Here is an 18,957-nt window from a genome sequence, read left to right on the forward strand (position 1 = left end):
GTTCCCGCCTTCGCGGGAACGACTGTATTCAGGCTGAAATGGCGTTTTTTACTTTTTTCATCGCATTCTTTTCAAGCTGACGAATACGCTCGGCAGAAACGCCGTATTTATTGGCAAGCTCATGCAATGTGGCTTTTTCTTCACTGAGCCAGCGTTGCTGCAAAATATCCTGACTGCGCTCATCAAGCTGTGCCAGTGCATTGCGCAGCATGTTAACGGATGATTGCGACCAGTCGCTGTCTTCCAGCAGAGTAGCCGGATCGTGGCTTTTGTCTTCCAGATAGTGAACCGGAGCCTGATAAGCCTGATCATCATCGTCAGCCGCATAGCCGTCAAAGGCAGTGTCCTGCCCCGCCATACGACCTTCCATTTCCCGCACGACATTAGGTTCTACACCCAGATCACTGGCAACGGATTTTACTTCGTCGTTGGTAAACCAGGACAGGCGCTTCTTGGAGCTGCGCAGGTTAAAGAACAGTTTGCGCTGAGCCTTGGTGGTGGCGACCTTAACAATTCGCCAGTTTTTCAGAATATATTCGTGAATTTCCGCTTTGATCCAATGCACAGCAAAAGACACCAGACGCACACCCACTTCAGGATTAAAACGCTTGACCGCCTTCATCAGGCCAACGTTGCCTTCCTGAACCAGGTCAGAAATGGGCAGACCATAACCGGTATAGCTTTTGGCAATATGAACGACAAAGCGCAGATGTGACATTACCAGCTGCCGGGCAGCTTCAAGATCATTCTTGTAGTAAAGGCGACCAGCGATGGATCGCTCTTCTTCAGCAGACAACACAGCAATGCTGCTAACGCCCTGCATGTACGCTTCAATATTGCGTCCTGGCACTAACATATCAACTGGTTGAAGACTGGTTCCCATAATCAACTCCACTGGAGTGCAATACAGGCACTCATCTAAACATTCTGACTGTTAAACAGACGTAATAAGGAAATAACCTTTCCCATTATATCAAAGTTTATCATTTTTGAAGCCAGTCACTTTACAGGATTCTTTCGCCTTTTACAGTGGCAATGATCAACTTTACGACATATCAATATTACGAATATGACGCTGACAACTGACCGCAGCACCTGCAATGCCTAAGACAATACCGCTGAATATCAGTGTTAGCAGGATACTGCCACCCGGCCCCTGCGGAGCGAATGAACTACCATACAGGCCAGCCAGCTCCAGAACATTCGCCATCAAACCCAGTAATACACCCCAGGCAATCAGGTAGGCCAGCAGGGCTCCGCCCAGTCCATACCACACACCGGCATAAAGGAATGGCAGCATAACAAACCCGTCGGTACCACCCACCAGCTTGATAACCCTGATCTCATCCCGGCGGCTTTCAATGCCCAGCCTTACCGTATTACCTATCGCCAGAATAACCGTTATCCCCAGCAATAATGACAATAACAGGGCAAACTGATCCAGCAGGTCGACGATGGATTGCAGCCGTTGAACCCACTCCCTGTCGAGTTTGGACTCCAGAACGCCGGAAACGTTCTGATAACGTTCTGCCAGTGCATTCATTTCTTCATAACCCAGACCTGGAACTGGCAACACTTCAATCACACCCGGCAAAGGGTTATAGCCCAACGCGTTAACGACCCCTTGCATATCGGTTTTTTGCTGAAACTGCTGCAGACCTTCATCAGGCGTGATATAGACAATAGAGTCAACATCCGGGTCGTTGGCGACTTCTGCCCGAATATTGGCGATCTGGGAGCGGTTCAGGCCAGCATCCAGATAAACCGAAATGCGGGGGTTCCCCTCCCAGCCATTTCCGAGAATCTGCAGGTTGGCCACCAGCAGATACATGAGTGCAGGCAAGGCAAAAGCCACACCAATCATCAGGCAGTTCAACAGCGTGGACACTGGTGCCTGTATTAACCGACGGAAAGACTCAACGGCATTCTGTCGGTGCAATGCTTTAAGATAGGTAAAGCTGAACCCGCCGGATTCATGTTTTGCCGCCCCTCGCTCTGCATCAGCTTCCTGTCTTATATCAGGGGCTTTGCCTGGCCTGCGGGTCTTATCATCCTTTTGAGGATTGCTGCCGGGCTTTTTACGGCGGCCCTTTCCGGGGAACGCTGCTTTATTTCTGGGAAGTGCCTTTTTAGGAAACACGTTCAGGCTACCTCCTGATCATTGACCAGATGCCCCTGATCCAGAGTCAGCACCCTGTGTCGCATACGGGCAACCAGTGCCAGGTCATGACTGGCAATCAGTACCGTGACGCCAATCTGGTTAAAATTCTCAAACAGTTTCATCACTTCTGCAGACAGGTTCGGGTCAAGGTTACCCGTTGGCTCATCTGCCAGAATCACCGGAGGACGGTTAACCACAGCACGGGCCAGACCAACCCGTTGCTGCTGTCCGCCGGAAAGGGAGGATGGCAGCATTTTTTCCTTGTTAAGCAGACCGACCATATCCAGCGCGGCACGCACACGTCCGGCGGCCTCATCACGGGAAACACCGGCAATGGTCAGCGGCAGGGCAACGTTGTCGAAAACCGTACGGTCAAACAGCAACTGATGATCCTGAAACACCAGCCCGATATTCCGCCGGAAATACGGAACCTGACCATGATTGAGGTCTTTAACGTTATGTCCACCGACCAGCACCTGACCACTGCTCGCCTGTTCCATGCGCATGATCAGTTTGAGCAGGGTGCTTTTACCGGCTCCGGAGTGTCCTGTCAGAAAGGCAATTTCACCCCGGCGCAGGTGGAAGCTGACATTCTCCAGCCCCACATGCCCTCCGGGGTAATGCTTGCAGACATTGTCAAAGCGTATCATTCAGCATCCTGCTCTGGTTAGGTGTCAGACTGCCTGTCAGGCTTTCTGTCAGACCCTCTGTCGAACAATGCTTCAACAAACTCTCTGGCGTCGAACGGTCGCAGATCATCAATCTGCTCACCCACCCCCAGAAAACGAATAGGCAACTGCAACTGTTTAGACAGGGCAAAAATGACACCGCCTTTTGCCGTACCATCCAGTTTGGTCAGTGCCAGACCTGACAGTTCAACCGCTTCGTTGAAGATTTTTGCCTGATTCAAAGCATTCTGCCCGGTACCGGCATCCAGCACCAGCAGGGTTTCATGAGGTGCGCTGTCGTCCAGCTTACCAAGAACCCGCTTCACCTTTTTCAGCTCTTCCATCAGGTTGTCTTTGTTATGCAGACGACCTGCGGTATCAGCGATCAGAACATCAATACCACGGGCTTTAGCGGCTTCAAAAGCATCGTAGATCACCGAAGCACTGTCGGCACCGGTGTGCTGTGCAACCACCGGGATACGGTTGCGCTCGCCCCAAACCTGCAGCTGCTCAACCGCCGCAGCGCGGAAGGTATCACCCGCTGCCAGCATGACACTTTTGCCTTCAGCCTGAAGTTTGCGTGCCACTTTACCAATGGTGGTGGTTTTACCCACACCATTGACGCCCACCACGAGAATCACGAACGGCGCTTTTTGCTGGTCGATCACCAGAGGTTTATCAGCCGGAACCAGAATGCTTTGCAATTCCTGTTTCAGAGCATCCATCAGGGCATCCGCATCGTTCAGCTCTTTACGGCTGACACGCTGGGTCAGGTGTTTGATGATCTCTGTGGTCGCTTCCACACCAACGTCTGACACCAGCAACTGGGTTTCCAGCTCTTCCAGCAGGTCATCGTCGATTTCCTTTTTACCGATGAAAATATCAGCCACACCCTCGACCAGAGCCGTTCGGGTTTTGCTGAGTCCTTTCTTCATGCGGGCAAAGAAGCCAAGCTTTTCTGCCTTGGGTTCAGGCTGCACAGCCGCAGCAACCACTTCCTGAACGGGCTCTGGCTCTGGCTCTGGCTCTGGCTCTGGCTCTGGCTCTGGCTCTGGCTCTGGCTCTGGCTCTGGCTCTGGCTCTGGCTCTGGCTCTGGCTCTGGCTCTGGCTCTGGCTCTGGCTCTGGCTCTGGCTCTGGCTCTGGCTCTGGCTCTGGCTCTGGCTCTGGCTCTGGCTCTGGCTCTGGCTCTGGCTCTGGCTCTACAGGAGTTTCCTGTACCTGCTCTACCTCTTCAACAATCGTTTCTGCTTCCTGAGGCGCTTCTTCTTGTTCTGGCTCAGTAATAACCGCTGCAAGCGGTTCAGCCACTTCAGGCTGTTCCGTAACAGGTTCTGCTGTTACTTCAGGCTCAGCCTGAGCAACTGGCTCTATATGGCTTTCTTCTGTAACAGGCTCAGCAACCGGAACAGCCGGCTCGACTATGGTTTGCTCAACAACGGGCTGCTCTGCTGCCGTTTCAACATTATCCTGGGTATTGTCCACGGTTTCCGGGGCTTGGGTTTTCTCCTCCCTTCTTCCCCAGGGCCAAAAACGTCGCTTGGCCTTTTTCTCATCATTTTTGCGAGAACCGAACATAGACTACTTCATCAAATAGTTGGGATAGGCCACTGCCAAAAAACAGTGGGGATAAATCAAGTGCGTATCCTATCTTAAATCGCGTTTGCAAGAAACGAACTTTCCTTACCTGCTCAGGGTCTGACCGCTGGTTATCTCCTTTGGGCATTCATTTTGTTACAATCGCCGCCCTTTGAATTGTTTAGAGATTGCACCGATGGCACGAAAAGCATCCGGTAAACCTTCCGCCAGAGGCGGGAGGTGGTCAGATTCGCATCATTGCTGGCGACTGGCGTGGCAGGAAGCTGCCTGTTGCTGACCTTCCGGGGTTACGTCCAACATCAGACCGGGTGCGCGAAACCGTTTTTAACTGGCTGGCACCATACATTCCCGGCGCCCGTGTTCTGGACTGTTTCAGCGGGACTGGCGCACTGTCTCTGGAGGCATTGTCCCGAGGCGCAAAAGAAGCTGTTATGCTGGAAATGGCAACACCTGCGGTCAAAACCCTGAAGAGCAACCTCTCCTTACTGAAAGCGGATAATGGTCAGGTGATGGGAACCAATACCCTGCAATTTCTGAGCAAGCCCTGCCCCGAGCCATTTGATGTTATTTTTCTCGACCCACCATTTCGTCAGGGAATGCTGGAAGAAACCTGTCGTTTACTTCAGGACAATGGTTACCTGCATGAACAGACCATTCTTTATATTGAAGTCGAGAAAGAACTGGACCCTCTGCCGGTTCCTCAAGGCTGGCAGCTGTTGAAGTCAAAACAGGCCGGCCAGGTCAGCTTTAACCTGTTATCCGGTTAAAGCCAAAAGATTTATTTACAAAATAGATTCAATATCTATTATTACGCACCAGTAAGCTCCTGCGGAATGTTGTGCAGGTATAATCAGCAATGGTACGAACAAGATATAAAACTATCTATGTGGCTGCTTTTGTATCGGTACTACTTGTATCGGTACTACCGGCTGTCTCGCTGCACGCTTTTGCTGCCCCCTTCTTTGGTGGAGAAACAGGTCTGGTTCAGGTTGAGAAAAATTTTGTCGGAAACTTTATCCGTGTAGGCAAGGACATCACTTATCGCAGGTATTTTTATTATTTTACAACTAAAGAGGGGATTTACGCCTTGCTCAGCGGTTTGGCTCAAATGCTCCTCACAGGCTACGTAGACTATCAGGTGGCTCGAGAGGTAAGAAATTTAGCCCCAAGCCCTTTTCTGAAACATGCGGGCTTTTTGTTAACCTTGTATTCCCTGCCGCTGATGGTTCGCAGCACTACCAGCTGGTACATGAGCAAGCGTCTGACAACTGAACAGATCATAATAGACAGCCCCCATATCCAAAACCGGTTTTATCTTGAGTTGTCCTACAATCCTTCTGGCTCAGGGGAAGTACTCAAGATACTTCCGGTTCCTGCCAGTATTGTCCGGTCAAAGCTCAATGAAAACAACCAACAACCATCTCCTGCCCTTGACCTGTGGAATAACTTTTACAAAGTCCTCCTGAAAAAGGACTATGTGTCCGTAGAGCTTTCATGGTTTGAGCATGACACAAAGGCTGGCATTTTAGTGAACTTCATAAATGGAGCGGGTGATAAACAGAGCCGTATCATCAATGTTGAGCATTTTAAAAGAGAGCGACTTCCGGCCAGTATTGAATCACTGCTCCATAACGAGTGGAAACCTGATAGCCATCTACAACATTTTTCAATTAATTTGCCAGTCATCAGCCTGCTCAAAGGCGATGTTATTCAGCGGGTCATGGAACTCGTGCTTTCTGAAGATAAAGAGAGTGTGGTGATCCCCTCCGGCTCGCTATTAACGTTTATCTCATCAGCAGAGTCCGGACTACCCTATGAAATAAACCTCTGCCGGGAGGGTCAGGTTTATTGTGACACCATCCTGCAATTGTTCTGGCGCCCCTTACCTTACCCTCACTACAGGCTGGCACTCAAGTTCGCGGACTCAGGGTACATAAGGCACCATGAAAGCGTGTTGCGTTCCACTCTTGCACAGCCAGGGGATATCAACCTGGCAGAACAACTGACTCAGTTGTTTGAAAAAGTAGTCTTTTCCGCTGTTATGGAGTTTATCCGGCAACAACAGGAATACACCGAACTGAGTTTACCAGAATCCGGCAAAGTGCTGGTTGCTAATGATCTGGTACGATATTCCACCGTAGAGTGGATAGGTATTCTCAGGGCTTTGAAAAGCAAACCGCATGAAGTCGACATGGATAAGGTTTGTATATGGCTGACAAACAACGGTTTTGCCTGGCCTGAGTTTTTTCAGCTAAAAGTTACGTCGACAAACAGAGTACAGACCGTTCATCCAATTTCTCCATCCTTGCTGCCTATTCTGACCAACCTGCCTCCCCGAGCACAATGGAATGTACTGGATATCTTGCTGAACACGTCTCCCATATATTTTTTTGCCGCATTTAAAAAGCTTACCCATCGAGACAAAATAAAATTTCTGCGAGCTTCTGAAGGAGACGAAACAACGATTACTGAAATTCTCTCACATCTGGATGAGAACCAGGTTAACGCTTTTACGGATTTGCTGGTCGACTCGTTTAAATTCGAAAATCATCAGCATGTCTCCCTGACTGCTTTACTCTCAGCACTTCCCGAAGAGGCAAAAGACAAACTGATTAACTCTCTTACTGCGGTATTCGATGAAGAGGAGGAGGATCTGCTTTTCAGCTACATAATAAAGAATAAAAAAACCGAAGCTTTCCGGATTCTGGTTGCTCACCCGGAAAATGCTATTCAAGACAAGCTGGCAAAAAGCATTGTCGCATACATAGAAGAAGGCGGTGATATCTGGCAGAACCTGTTCATTACCCTGCCTGCACAGGAAAATTTCATAAAAAAATTAGTGCTGTATATAAGCCAGCACTGTGAACCATCATCCATATCGTACAATTTTCTGGGAACATTAAGCACTAAGCTTCTGGAGTCTCCGAAATATGATGACGACCTTCTGCTCTTCCTGATTGCAGAACTGGCAAAAAACGGTTTTATATCTGCTGCCAGTCAGCTGGTGATTGCTCCTGATATGTTGCACCGGTCCATGGAAAAAGCTTTAGAAGCAAGCAACCCGAACCTGTATACCGGGCTAGCTAGGGTAAGTAGTGAACTATACCTTCAGCATATTTTGAGCAACTACTCCGACAATGGGGAAAAAGCTCAGGAATGGCTTAAGCATTTGCCTGCTGACACACAAGAAAAACTGATAACTATAGGGTTAGATGCTGATCAGGCTGGTACTGATTTTCTGCTGAACAACACCAGACCTGAAGCTGTCGCTCAAAGTGTTTTACAGTATTTGCAAAAGTCAGAGCAAAAGCGCAACAACTGGGAGCGCATGCAGATCAACCATGGAATGCTAACGCTTAAATTAGTGATCAATCATCAGTGTAAACCGTGTATGCCTCCTCTGCTGCAATGGCTATCAGCGAAGTCCGGGGACCAGCTGACTGAGGGACTCGCAAACCTTGAGTTGCCTGAGGAGCAGACCAGGTGGTTTGCTGATACTACAGTTTCAATGATCAACTCCAAAGAGATCGAACCGGCGCATATCACTGGACTACTAGTGGGTATTGCAAAAAATTTGTCTTTCCGCTGTATTAAAGCGCTTATCGAACCACTGCCGGAAACGGTTTCTACCTCTCTTATGATTGGCCTGGAAGAACAGCTAAAGCAACGTCCGGAGCATTTTGCTACAGCACTTGAAAGTTTGTCTGAACTACAGGCTGGCCACTATCTTGCCACACTGACGAATTCTCAGGAACTATGGGAAAATAGCCTATGCAATGCTTATATGACGACTCAGAAACTGGTTACTAGCCTTCATGCTGTTGCCCGGTTTCAACCGAATGAAGCGCACTTCGAAACCATTAAAGGCTGGTCACGCACTATTTTGAGTACTGGAAATTTTGTTAAGAAAAAAGACCTTCAGGAAGATCTGGCCTGTAGCATTTGTCAGGAGGTATTTAAACAACCTGTCGTATTGCCGTGTGGACACACGAGTTGTCGTGGTTGTATTACTGAATGGGTTCAGCATAGTCGAAGTTGCCCGAATTGCAGATTAGACATTTTCAGAGACTGGACCTTTCCCTCAAACCATGCTTTAGAAAAGTTGATCAACAATAGAAAGCTTCAAAGTGAATAAGTATTTCAATAACCAGGAGTTTTTTATGCAGAATGGCTTATGCCACAGAAAAACTGTTTCTCAACCCGATACCCGGCTTCAGCTTTATACAGGTCTTTCTTAACAAACCGGATGGTGCCTCCGGGCTGACATTGCGCCAGTTTATTCAGGCTCCCTGCTGTAACACAGCCTATTTTGGGATACCCCCCCATGGTCTGTCGATCCCGCATCAGAATAATAGGCTGACCATCGGCTGGAATCTGAATGGCTCCCGGGGCAATGCCTTCCGAAACGAGGTTTTGCCTCTGGCACTGAATGGCTTCTCCTGAAAGGCGGTAACCCATTCGATCTATCTGGGGGGTTACACAGTAGACCGAGTTAAAAAAGCGCTGCCGCTCCTGCCTGCCAAACCACTCGTACTGATAGCCGGGTATGACTTCCAGGGTAATATCCTGACAATATTCAGGAATAAATTCATCAGGCACCTGTTTTGTTAACACAGGTTTACTGACCGGATAGTGCAGGCAGTCACCTGCACATAATTGTTTACCATCCCGATGCAGGCCGCCCAGCTGGTCACGTACGACAGTGGCGCAACTTCCCAGTATTTCAGGAATATCCAGACCGCCCCTGACAGCAAGATAAGCCCTTACCCCCGAGCGCGCCCCTTTAAACGACAGTTGATCCCCGGTCTGGATTGAATAGCTTTGCCACGGTTGAATCGCCACACCATTAAGCTCCGCAGACATATTGGCACCCGTGATGGCTATGGTGGTGGGTAACTGGAATTCACAATGGAATGACCCAAGATTTATTTCAATCTGAGGATCATTAAGCGGGTTGTCGAGCAGACGGTTTGCCCAGGAGAAAGCATGTTCATCCATAGGGCCACCGGGGCTGACACCTATATTCTGATAGCCGAAACGCCCCAGGTCCTGAATCAGGCTCAGTGGCCCCGGCTCTAAAATACGAAGTGTCACACTCCCTCCTGGAATCGCTGATCTTCCAGAGAATGCTCTTCTTGAGAAAGAACACCACCCATGTCTAAAAAAGCGGTCTTGCTGATCGGGATAAATTTCACCTTTGCCCCTACCTCAAATAAAGATAAATTCTTACGCTGATAGTCAATGGGGTTGACCGGGGAACGACCAATGATCTGCCAGCCACCCGGAGACTCTCTGGGATAAATGGCAGTTTGTCGTTCGGCAAGCGCAACACTGCATGCCGGAACCTTTAACCGGGGTGTTTTTTTTCTGGGGACGGCAATGCGCTGATCGGTATTGCCAAGGTAGGCAAAGCCGGGAGCAAAGCCAATGGCATACACCCGATACAGTGTTGAGGCATGAATATTGATCACTTCCTCAAAACTCAGACCTGTGTGATCAGTGATGACTTTTGCATCCAGAGAAACTTCAGGCCCGTAATAAACAGGCAGTTCTATCAAAGAAGGTTCAGCCTCTTCAGCCAGACTGCCGCGACAATGATCAAGAACGTGCTGAAGCTTCTGTACAAAGGATTGATGCCCAATGGTCATCAGGTCAAAGCTGACAAGAATCGACCTGTAGGATGGCACAACATCAATGATGCAGCCCCCCATCTCCTGCTTGAATAATTGACAGAGACCGTGCAATTTCATCAGCGGTTTCCGGGCTGGGCTCCGGGGTATCCGGGGTGTCTGGGGTAAGAGCATCAGCAAAATAAATGATGACACTGTTTTCATTAACCGGGCATATTTTCATGGGCAGGCAGCCCTGTCGTGTAATAGCTTTGCTGTTGGCAGGGCAAGCGGGCTATCACCGTGAATACACAGCGTATCAGCATGAACCGGAATAATCTGGCCGGTTGCGGTTGTCAAAGAGCCCTGCTCAATCAGTTGCAGTGCCTGTTTCTCAACTTTTCCTATCGAGGTGTACAGGGCATCGGGCTCCGAGCGAGGCTTTAGTCGGCCATTATCATCGTAGGCACGATCAACAAACGCTTCAAACCATAATTCGACACCGTATGAAGCCGCTAAATCCTGATATTTTTCAAAATCAGGCACCGCCATCACCACCAGTGGTAGTCCGGCATTATAGCTCTGTATGCCTTTGAGCAGCGCAGTAAAGACACTGTCGTCTTTCATCATGGCGTTATACAGAGCGCCATGAGGCTTTACATAATCCAGTGATGCATTTTCACTCAGGCAAATAGCCTGCAAAGCGCCAATTTGATAAATAAACAATGCGGTAAGGTCACTGGATTTCATGGGAATATAACGGCGTCCAAATCCCTGAAGGTCTGCATAGCCAGGGTGAGCCCCAATACTTACCTGACACCGCTTCGCCATTTTCACGGTTTTTGTCATGACTGACGGATCAGACGCGTGCATACCACAGGCAATGTTTGCCATATCCAGATAAGGCATTATGTCTTCGTCGCACCCCAGGCTCCAGATACCAAAGCTTTCTCCCATATCGCAGTTGATTTTCATGCCGCTTATTCCTGATTTGCCCATTGAACCCGACCCGGCTGTTTAACACTTGCTTTCACAGAGCTACAAATACAGTCAATGGTAATAGCTGACACTACATTTCAACAGTCTAAATAGTGGACACACCCTAATTGCCTAAGTAATCTTCACTGCGCTGATCCTGATCAAAAAAAACAGCGCCGGTTAAATTGTAAGATGCCGGATTACAAAGATTTTAAACTGAATCGTATTTATAAAACCTAAGGAGCGGTTTCATGAAACAACCTGTACGCATTGCGGTGACTGGCGCAGCCGGTAACATCAGCTACTCTCTGCTGTTCAAGATTGCTGCCGGTGAAATGCTGGGGGCTGATCAGCCAGTTATCCTGCAACTGGTTGAAATTCCACAGGCAATGGACAAGCTGCGCGGCGTAGCCATGGAGCTGGAAGACTGCTCATTCCCGCTGGTTCACGGTATTTCCCTGCACGACAACCCGTTCGACGGTTTCAAAGGCGTTCACTACGCTATGCTGGTAGGCGCCCGTCCTCGTTCCAAGGGCATGGAACGCGCTGACCTGCTGGAAGCGAATGCGGCTATCTTCTCCGAGCAGGGCAAGGCTCTGAACGAAGTGGCTAACCGCGACGTTAAAGCACTGGTCATCGGTAACCCAGCTAACACCAACTGTCTGATCCTGTCCCGTAACGCTCCTGACCTGGATCCATCCCAGTTCTGTGCCATGACCCGTCTGGACCACAACCGCTCCCAGGGCATTCTGGGCAACAAGCTGGGCGTTAACCCGTCCGACATCGACGGTGTTGTTGTCTGGGGCAACCACTCCCCAACCATGTACCCGGATCTGCACAATGCAACCGTTCTGGGTGGCGAGTCGGTTATCGACCAGATCGACGAAGACTGGTACAAGAGCGAGTTCACACCTCGTATCCAGAAGCGTGGTGCTGAAATCATTGAATGGCGTGGACTGTCTTCAGCGGCTTCAGCTGCTCAGGCAGGTCTGGACCACATGCGCGACTGGGCTCTGGGCAGTGACGGCAAGATTGTCAGCATGGGTATCATCTCCGATGGCAGTTACGGCGTTGCCAAGGGTATCTACTACTCCTTCCCATGTATCTGCGAATTCGGCAGCTACCAGGTTGTTAAAGGTCTGGAAGTCAACGAATACGGTCAGGCCATGATGAAGAAGACCGAGCAGGAGCTGCTGGAAGAAAAAGCCGCTGTCGACCACCTGCTGCCTGCTGAAACCGCTGAATCCCGCGAGAACCTGAAGACTTCTACCGACGGTCAGACTCAGTTCGACAACGGTATCGACGCGGCTTCCGCTTACTACAAAGCTGACCGCATCTGTTGATCAGCGCCCCCGCGTTAGCTCCTCCTGGAGCTAACGCGTCCCCCTTCTCCAAACGCTAACCTCATACTGGGAACTTTCCTTCTGAACGGCTATCAAAGTTTGGACCGTACAGTTTTTTTAAGTGGGAGTTAACAAACAGCTATGGATAGCGTACAGACAGCATCTTCACCTTTGCACGAAAGCGGAGCTTCAACCAGTTTTACCTGTCCTGAGCCTGCGTCAACTGGCTCTCATCACACGAGTAAATCCTGGTTATCCCGTAAGCGAAAGAGCCTGCCACCTGTTGAGCATGACCAGGTAAGTCCAGACAATCAGCCAGTCAAGAAAAGGCGGGTTAAATTAGTTAAACAAACTAATGAGACTGAAGAGGATAAGCGAAAAGCTGCTGTCGCTAAACATCGTTCAGAAAGCCAGGCTCTCAAAGTCGCAAAAAGGAATGCAATGAAAGAAGTAGAGCAATGGCTAAAGGACAAGGATATTGACACAGAGAGCTTAAAGCCAACCGACACAGAAGTAGAAAAAGTTTCTCAGTATGAAAAAATTTTACATTCCTATAAAGACAGGGGTGATGAAACAGCTATATTATGCCAGAGTGCGCTTGGAGAATTAGCTGAAGTTTTTTGTGATTTCAAATGGGACCCTAAAAGAGAAAGCAAAACAAAAACTGTGGAAAAAAACACAAAACAACTAAACCAATCAATAAGGAAAACAAAAAAATTAAAAAAACTCATCACTTTAAATGAAAAAAATTATAACAAACTAATAAACTTAAGAAAAATGGTAGTTAGCAAGTTCTGTACTAATAATAGCACCAACAGAAATAGGAATTACGCCAAAGCCTTATACTCTAAAGCTCAGCCATTAATAGAAAGTTTACCAGAAAACGAACGCACCAATATGAATGAAAAATTAGACCTGCTTGGTAGATTAGCAGGTCTAACACAAAAACCAAAAAGGAAAAACAATTTCAAATCAGCCAATTGGGTTAAAGAGAGAGATAAAAAAATAAAAGAAGCTTGTGACAAGCTGGAAAACATTTTGCTGGAAAAATACAATATCAGAATTGTAAAAAATTCTCACTTCAACCTTATTCATATTGCTAAGGAAAGTATCGAGTTACTCAAACAGCATGGCCAGTTGCCTGCCAAAACATACACACAAAAAGAATTCAAAGAATTTACCAACAGAGACAAAAGAACTGAAAAAACCAAAAAAGACAGCAAAGAATATAGCAAAGAACATAGAATAAAAATAAACAATGCTTTATTAGGGTTACAAGCTTGCTTAGGCAGCCATTTTATTAACAGTTACGGCAATGCAGATTTTGAAACTACAATATTAGCAGCTTGTGACTTTCTTGATAAACATAAGCCTGATCCTCAATTACCCATACCCACACAAGAAGCCGCAGAAGAAGCCCCCCAGACTCAACCAGCCCTGCCATCAACATCACTTAGCTTTGAACCAAAAGAGTCTGCCTGTAGTTCAAAACATATTTACAATCTCCGCAAAGAGCTTGCCTATGCAGAATTGAGAGAAGCTATAAAGCGCTGGCCTGTTTTTCCAAATCCTATCCGAGATAAAAGAGAGTTAATCTGTGCGACTGAATATTGTATTAAATCCATACAGTGGACAGCACCCATAACTTACGAGGCATACCAGCGATTCCTTTCGTCTCAACAGGTAAGCAAGGACTACGATAGCACCCCTGAAGAATCTATCAATAAACAACTGGACTCATTAAAAAAACAATTAATGGAGGTGGCAATACACTCTGAAAGAATAGAAAAAAAAGCAGGACATTGAAATTATCAGGGCCGCAGTCGAATATCTTAACGGCAGGTCTGAAGAAAGCTGCAGGCATTAGTTGCCACTCAGGTGGTGTCTGTAATTACAAAAAATCTTCTTCGCTTACATCTAGAACAGGCAAGCCCCAGCCTGATGTCGCCTCATTTGACACCCCGGAATCACGCCCTGCTAAAAGCGTACCGTTATTCGTCGTTGCTGTTGCCATTCCCTCTGCCGGCAGAGGCACCATGGTTGTAGTGGTCGCAGTAGTACAACTGGTCACCAGGTATGCACTACCCTCGGGGGAGACAATCGTGCTGACGGTTGTTGAATTACCACAGGCTGCCACAGTTTGAAGCGATGTAGTCGTTACGATACCTACAGGCTCTACTTGGGACTGCACTGAAACTGGTGTAGGGCTCTTGTGTTTTCGCTTCATGTGTCCCTCATAATCAGCTTTCCGGGTAAACCCAAGCTGGCATAGGTCACACTGGTAAGGACGCCCCATGTCATGAACCCTCATATGCCTTTTAAGGCTATTTGCCTGGTTAAAGTCCCAGTTACAAACCTGACACAAGTATGGCCGTAAACCTGAATGGGTTTGGGCGTGATTTCTCAGATGTTGTCGTGTATCGAACGAGCGATAGCACTGCGTGCAGTAAAATTGCCTCTTATGGGAGTGGATTTCACAGTGTGTATCAAGGTTTGCCTGTGTCAGAAAATGACGATGGCATTCAATGCAAACGAAACGCGCCTGATTGGCGTGAGCTGCCATGTGAGCACTGAGTTCAACTAAAGTACCAAACTCTGTACGACATACTTCACAGGTATAAGGCATACGAGGTAATCATCGTTCGTAGGGATGGAGTTAAGCACTTACCACCGACGGGAGTAACTCTTCAGTTTCAACTCCCAGATTAGTATTATCAGGAGCACTTTGCATAAGGACTTCTCAACCCTGGTCTATGAGCAATAAGTCAGAAAATAGGATTCCATGTGGTTGAGTACTTATCGTTGAATGATGAAAAAGTCATTGAGCTTTTAACTCAATCTCTGACACACTGGCTCTCTAACATCTGAAGGAAGCAGACCATGAGTGAGTTCGTTCTGGAAAATAATAATCAGACCACCTCCAGCGTAACCGAAATACCTGCTGCTAATATGGAAAAGACTCTGGCAGAACAGCTGCACAAGCAGCGGGAAGCCTTCCTCCAGAACCCTTGCCCAAGCGCCTCGGAACGGCGTGAATGGCTACAGCAGCTTAAACAGGCTTTGCTCAGCCATCAGGAGCAACTTATTCAGGCGATTGATACCGACTTTGGTGGACGTTCCCGCAATGAAACCTTGCTGGCGGAATTTATGTCCTCCCTGAGTGATATTGCCTACGCCAGCAAACGTCTGAAAAAATGGATGAAACCCAGCCGTCGTCGTGTACCACTGCACCTGCAACCTGCTTCAGCCAGGGTGATTTATCAGCCCGTGGGGGTTGTAGGCATTATTGTTCCCTGGAACTACCCGCTGTTTCTGGCTATGGGGCCATTAGTTGCCGCGCTGGCAGCCGGAAACCGCTGCATGCTGAAACTGTCTGAGTTCACTCCGGACACCTCAAAACTGATGGCTGATATTATTGCCAGAACCTTTCCGGATGATCTTGTAACCGTGATCAACGGTGAGGAAGATGTTGCCGCTGCTTTTTCCAGACTGCCTTTTGACCATCTGTTGTTTACCGGCTCAACATCGGTGGGCAAGCATGTGATGCGTGCCGCTGCGGACAACCTGACACCTGTGACACTGGAGCTGGGCGGTAAATCTCCGGTCATTATAGACAATGACTTTCCATTGCAGGAAGCGGTCGAACGCATCTGCTACGGCAAATCCCTGAATGCCGGTCAAACCTGTGTGGCTCCGGATTATATTCTTATCGACAAGTCACGACAGCAGGCGTTTGTCGATACTTACTTTAAGACGTTCCGCTCGATGTACCCAACCGTCAGTGGTAACAGTGACTATTCAGCCATTATTAATCATCGCCAGCATCAACGACTTTTGTCGTTAATTCAGGATGCCAGAGACAAAGGGGCAACGGTTGTAACTCTGGATGATGAAACTATTTCTGACGGTTCTCGTCGTATTCCTCCACACCTGATTCTGAATGCCACAGACGATATGGAGGTGATGCAACAGGAAATTTTTGGCCCCCTGCTGCCGGTCATTGCGATTGATAACCTTGAAGAAGGCATTGATTATGTTCGGGCGCGCCCCCGCCCTCTGGCTCTGTATTATTTCGGGTCCAGTAAGCAGCGCCAGAACCAGGTACAGCAGCAGACCCATTCAGGTGGTGTCTGTATTAACGAAACCCTGATGCACGTTGCCATCGACGATATGCCATTTGGCGGCATCGGCCCTTCAGGCATGGGTCACTACCACGGGCAGGAGGGATTCCTGACCTTCAGCAAAGCGAAATCGATCCTGTCCAAGGGGCGCTTTAACTCCGCCAGGCTGATATTTCCGCCTCATAACAGCCGGTTCAAACAAGCCATACTGAAGTTCCTGTCATCACGTTAACGTGAGAAGAGGCCGTGATAAATTTGAGCCTGAAGGCTGATTTCGTTACGATTGCGCCCTGATTTGCCAACACAACCTCCGCTCAGGGGGATACAGCAGGAAAAGCACTTTCGATGAGCAAAGTTATCTATCCTGGCACTTTTGACCCGATCACTAAAGGCCATATGGATCTGGTCGAGCGCGCCGCTCGCATCTTCGACGAAGTTGTTATTGCGGTGGCTGCCAGCCCCAGAAAAAAACCTTTATTCGACCTGAATGAGCGGGTTCGACTGGCTGAGGAAAGCATTGCTCACCTTGATAATGTCAAGGTCACCGGCTTTAGTTCCCTGTTGGCAAAATTTCTGGAAGAACAGCAGGCAACCGTGATTCTGCGCGGCTTGCGTGCTGTTTCTGACTTTGAGTATGAATTTCAGATGGCGAACATGAACCGTGTTCTGGCGCCATCTGTAGACAGCCTGTTTCTGACGCCTGCGGAGCAGTATTCGTATATATCCTCAACCCTGGTGCGTGAAATCGCTTCTCTGGGTGGAGACATAACGAATTTTGTAGACCCTTGCGTTGGCAAGGCTCTGGCTGAAAAGTTTGGTCAGAAAGACTGAGTTGATCAGAACAGGCTTTTCGGAGAAGATCCCATGGCTTTAGTCATTGTTGACGATTGCATCAACTGCGACGTCTGCGAACCTGAGTGTCCTAACAGCGCCATCTCCCCGGGAGATGAAATCTATGAAATTGACCCGACTCTGTGTACAGAGTGTGTGGGGCATTACGATGAGCCTCAGTGTCAGAATGTCTGCCCTGTCGACTGCATTGAGCTGGATCCTGAACACCAGGAATCCAAAGAGGAGTTGATGGAAAAGTACACCATCATCACCAGCGCTGCGTAATATCTGCGGCTTTTAATGCCGCTTGATGCTAAAGATAGAGGCATTGTTTCTGACAATGCCTCTTCTGTATCTGACTATATTGGATTCACTCAGGGCTGGATTAACTCAGACGGCGTAAATCACCCAGTTTGCCGTCATCGCTATAGGATATTTCAAACGTTCCGTGAATACCTTCACGGGTGACATGCTGTAGCAGAATGTCGTAAGGCAGACTCATCGTGAAGCCTTCCCTGGTTCGTACCTGAACCCTGTGTTTTTTCCCTTTGTAATAGAGCAGAACCTGCTCAGAGTTCAGGCTGATTGAAAACACTGCCGTGTGCATGCTGCCTCCATCCAATGAATTATTCGCTTATACAGTAAAATCTAGCAGGTTGCCTGCTGGTCATCAGGCGGTACAAAACTATCTTATACCAGATGGACAGATACAAAAAAGCCCGGACTCTGTTCAGATATCCGGGCTTTTTTTCAGTCAGGTTCGGATTATGGTTGTCCCTGATCCGGTTGAGGAGGCATCAGGCCCTCAGGCAGTTGCATATCGTTTGGAATCTGCATCTGCTGCATCACCTGATTAATGGATTCGCGGATACTGGCAATCATTGCCTTGTAACCTTCATCAAAGCCACGATAGAACGCCAGAGTTGTTCCCTGCAGCTCTTCACTCTCCTCAGGCTGGAATATTGCCGGTTGCTTGCCTTCCGGATTCTCACCACTGAAGAATGACTCCATAGAGGTTGGTACGGTCAGCGCTACGCGTCCACCCGCCATATAACCATCTACAAAGCGACCTCTCATGAATGGGTTATCACTGCTGCCTACGCCGGCAATTCGATAGGCGTCTTCAGCTTCACACCAGCGATCTTTATATTCACTGGCCTGCTCGCCGTCCCGACAGTCATATTCAAGAATGCCCAGTTTTTTAACCATGCCGTTGTAGCCTGCACGGTAGCCTGCCTCGAAAGGCTTTTCATTCTGTCCTTCAAGCGGTTCCCGGGCCACACTGCTGGCTTCAGCACGTCTGCCATCGTTGATGCCCTGGCGGAAACCTTTCAGGAAAGGACCAAAAGCCTCCGGGTCATCTGCTACGGTGCTCTCATCAAACAGGCTTCTGGCTTCACACCAGGTCTGTTTCATGGGGTCACTGCTGTCGACTATGGAACAGTCGTAAGATTCTTCAACGGCGGCAGGACGGCTATCGTCGACTACAGGTGCCACTTTGGGGCATTCTTTGGGCTTGCTGCATCCCTGCAGAATGGCCAATACAGCCACTGCGGGCAGAAAACCTACCGAAACAACTTTACGCATTCAATTCTCCTTCCGGGGACTGAGCCCTGAGAATCATTGCCTGATGTCGATATGAAAACCA

At 48.5% G+C, this 18,957-nt stretch carries 17 protein-coding genes and 1 pseudogene; 7 read left to right on the top strand and 11 right to left on the bottom strand.

Translation table 11 applies throughout. The features are described 5' to 3' along the window. Window positions 1-28: 28 nt before the first annotated feature. From rpoH to ftsY, 4 genes are all read right to left on the bottom strand, one after another. Window positions 29-883 carry an RNA polymerase sigma factor RpoH gene (gene rpoH / locus V5J35_RS09600; RefSeq protein WP_354011037.1) on the bottom strand — a complete coding sequence of 285 codons (855 nt, stop codon included), beginning with the start codon at window positions 881-883 and terminating at the stop codon, window positions 29-31. 162 nt (window positions 884-1,045) lie between these two features. Further along, a complete protein-coding gene (gene ftsX / locus V5J35_RS09605) occupies window positions 1,046-2,140 on the bottom strand; it encodes a permease-like cell division protein FtsX (RefSeq protein ID WP_354011038.1) in 1,095 nt (364 codons plus the stop codon). 2 nt (window positions 2,141-2,142) lie between these two features. After that, window positions 2,143-2,811 carry a cell division ATP-binding protein FtsE gene (gene ftsE, locus V5J35_RS09610; protein WP_354011039.1) on the bottom strand — a complete coding sequence of 223 codons (669 nt, stop codon included), beginning with the start codon at window positions 2,809-2,811 and terminating at the stop codon, window positions 2,143-2,145. A gap of 17 nt (window positions 2,812-2,828) precedes the next feature. After that, the gene (gene ftsY / locus V5J35_RS09615; RefSeq protein ID WP_354011040.1) at window positions 2,829-4,406 is read right to left on the bottom strand and encodes a signal recognition particle-docking protein FtsY; all 1,578 of its coding nucleotides are present in this window, start codon (window positions 4,404-4,406) and stop codon (window positions 2,829-2,831) included. A gap of 188 nt (window positions 4,407-4,594) precedes the next feature. Here ftsY and rsmD point away from each other — a divergent pair, with 188 nt between their 5' ends. Then, complete coding sequence (gene rsmD, locus V5J35_RS09620) at window positions 4,595-5,194, top strand: 16S rRNA (guanine(966)-N(2))-methyltransferase RsmD (protein ID WP_354016325.1); 600 nt, start codon at window positions 4,595-4,597, stop codon at window positions 5,192-5,194. Between the two features lie 89 nt (window positions 5,195-5,283). Beyond that, window positions 5,284-8,562, top strand: a complete 3,279-nt coding sequence (locus V5J35_RS09625) for an RING finger domain-containing protein (RefSeq protein ID WP_354011042.1) — start codon at window positions 5,284-5,286, stop codon at window positions 8,560-8,562. A gap of 23 nt (window positions 8,563-8,585) precedes the next feature. On the opposite strand, the gene V5J35_RS09630 is transcribed toward V5J35_RS09625, so the two are convergent. The 3 genes from V5J35_RS09630 to V5J35_RS09640 all read right to left on the bottom strand — a co-directional run bounded on the left by V5J35_RS09630 (window position 8,586) and on the right by V5J35_RS09640 (window position 11,011). Beyond that, a complete protein-coding gene (locus tag V5J35_RS09630; RefSeq protein ID WP_354011043.1) occupies window positions 8,586-9,521 on the bottom strand; it encodes a 5-oxoprolinase subunit C family protein in 936 nt (311 codons plus the stop codon). Continuing rightward, window positions 9,518-10,177 (bottom strand): 5-oxoprolinase subunit PxpB, encoded by a 660-nt coding sequence (gene pxpB, locus V5J35_RS09635; RefSeq protein ID WP_354016326.1) that lies wholly within the window; start codon window positions 10,175-10,177, stop codon window positions 9,518-9,520. Before pxpB ends, V5J35_RS09630 begins: the two co-directional genes overlap by 4 nt. Window positions 10,178-10,276: 99 nt before the next feature. Further along, window positions 10,277-11,011 (bottom strand): 5-oxoprolinase subunit PxpA, encoded by a 735-nt coding sequence (locus V5J35_RS09640; RefSeq protein WP_354011045.1) that lies wholly within the window; start codon window positions 11,009-11,011, stop codon window positions 10,277-10,279. 254 nt (window positions 11,012-11,265) lie between these two features. On the opposite strand from V5J35_RS09640, the gene V5J35_RS09645 reads away from it, so the two are divergent. Both V5J35_RS09645 and V5J35_RS09650 read left to right on the top strand, forming a co-directional pair. Beyond that, window positions 11,266-12,357 (top strand): malate dehydrogenase, encoded by a 1,092-nt coding sequence (locus V5J35_RS09645; protein ID WP_354011046.1) that lies wholly within the window; start codon window positions 11,266-11,268, stop codon window positions 12,355-12,357. A gap of 141 nt (window positions 12,358-12,498) precedes the next feature. Further along, entirely contained in the window at window positions 12,499-14,163 is a 1,665-nt protein-coding gene (locus V5J35_RS09650) for a hypothetical protein (protein ID WP_354016327.1), read from the top strand. 85 nt (window positions 14,164-14,248) lie between these two features. Here the strand turns inward: V5J35_RS09650 and V5J35_RS09655 are convergent, their stop codons facing one another. Both V5J35_RS09655 and V5J35_RS09660 read right to left on the bottom strand, forming a co-directional pair. Continuing rightward, the gene (locus V5J35_RS09655) at window positions 14,249-14,653 is read right to left on the bottom strand and encodes a C2H2-type zinc finger protein (RefSeq protein ID WP_354011398.1); all 405 of its coding nucleotides are present in this window, start codon (window positions 14,651-14,653) and stop codon (window positions 14,249-14,251) included. A gap of 93 nt (window positions 14,654-14,746) precedes the next feature. After that, window positions 14,747-14,983, bottom strand: a pseudogene (locus tag V5J35_RS09660) (C2H2-type zinc finger protein); the annotation flags it as partial. Between the two features lie 254 nt (window positions 14,984-15,237). On the opposite strand from V5J35_RS09660, the gene V5J35_RS09665 reads away from it, so the two are divergent. The 3 genes from V5J35_RS09665 (at window position 15,238) to V5J35_RS09675 (ending at window position 17,594) form a co-directional block, all read left to right on the top strand. Continuing rightward, window positions 15,238-16,710: a coniferyl aldehyde dehydrogenase gene (locus tag V5J35_RS09665; RefSeq protein WP_354011048.1), complete on the top strand. Its 1,473-nt coding sequence runs from the start codon at window positions 15,238-15,240 to the stop codon at window positions 16,708-16,710. A 113-nt stretch (window positions 16,711-16,823) separates the two neighbouring features. Next, a complete protein-coding gene (coaD, locus tag V5J35_RS09670; protein WP_354011049.1) occupies window positions 16,824-17,309 on the top strand; it encodes a pantetheine-phosphate adenylyltransferase in 486 nt (161 codons plus the stop codon). A gap of 33 nt (window positions 17,310-17,342) precedes the next feature. Continuing rightward, entirely contained in the window at window positions 17,343-17,594 is a 252-nt protein-coding gene (locus tag V5J35_RS09675; protein WP_354011050.1) for a YfhL family 4Fe-4S dicluster ferredoxin, read from the top strand. Between the two features lie 100 nt (window positions 17,595-17,694). Here the strand turns inward: V5J35_RS09675 and V5J35_RS09680 are convergent, their stop codons facing one another. Together V5J35_RS09680 and V5J35_RS09685 are read right to left on the bottom strand one after the other, a co-directional pair. Next, a complete protein-coding gene (locus tag V5J35_RS09680; protein WP_262565594.1) occupies window positions 17,695-17,916 on the bottom strand; it encodes a DUF2835 family protein in 222 nt (73 codons plus the stop codon). Between the two features lie 158 nt (window positions 17,917-18,074). After that, window positions 18,075-18,896 (bottom strand): hypothetical protein, encoded by an 822-nt coding sequence (locus V5J35_RS09685; RefSeq protein ID WP_354011051.1) that lies wholly within the window; start codon window positions 18,894-18,896, stop codon window positions 18,075-18,077. Window positions 18,897-18,957 lie beyond the last annotated feature (61 nt).

Source organism: Endozoicomonas sp. NE40 (assembly GCF_040549045.1).
Taxonomy (GTDB): Bacteria; Pseudomonadota; Gammaproteobacteria; order Pseudomonadales; family Endozoicomonadaceae; genus Endozoicomonas_A; species Endozoicomonas_A lisbonensis.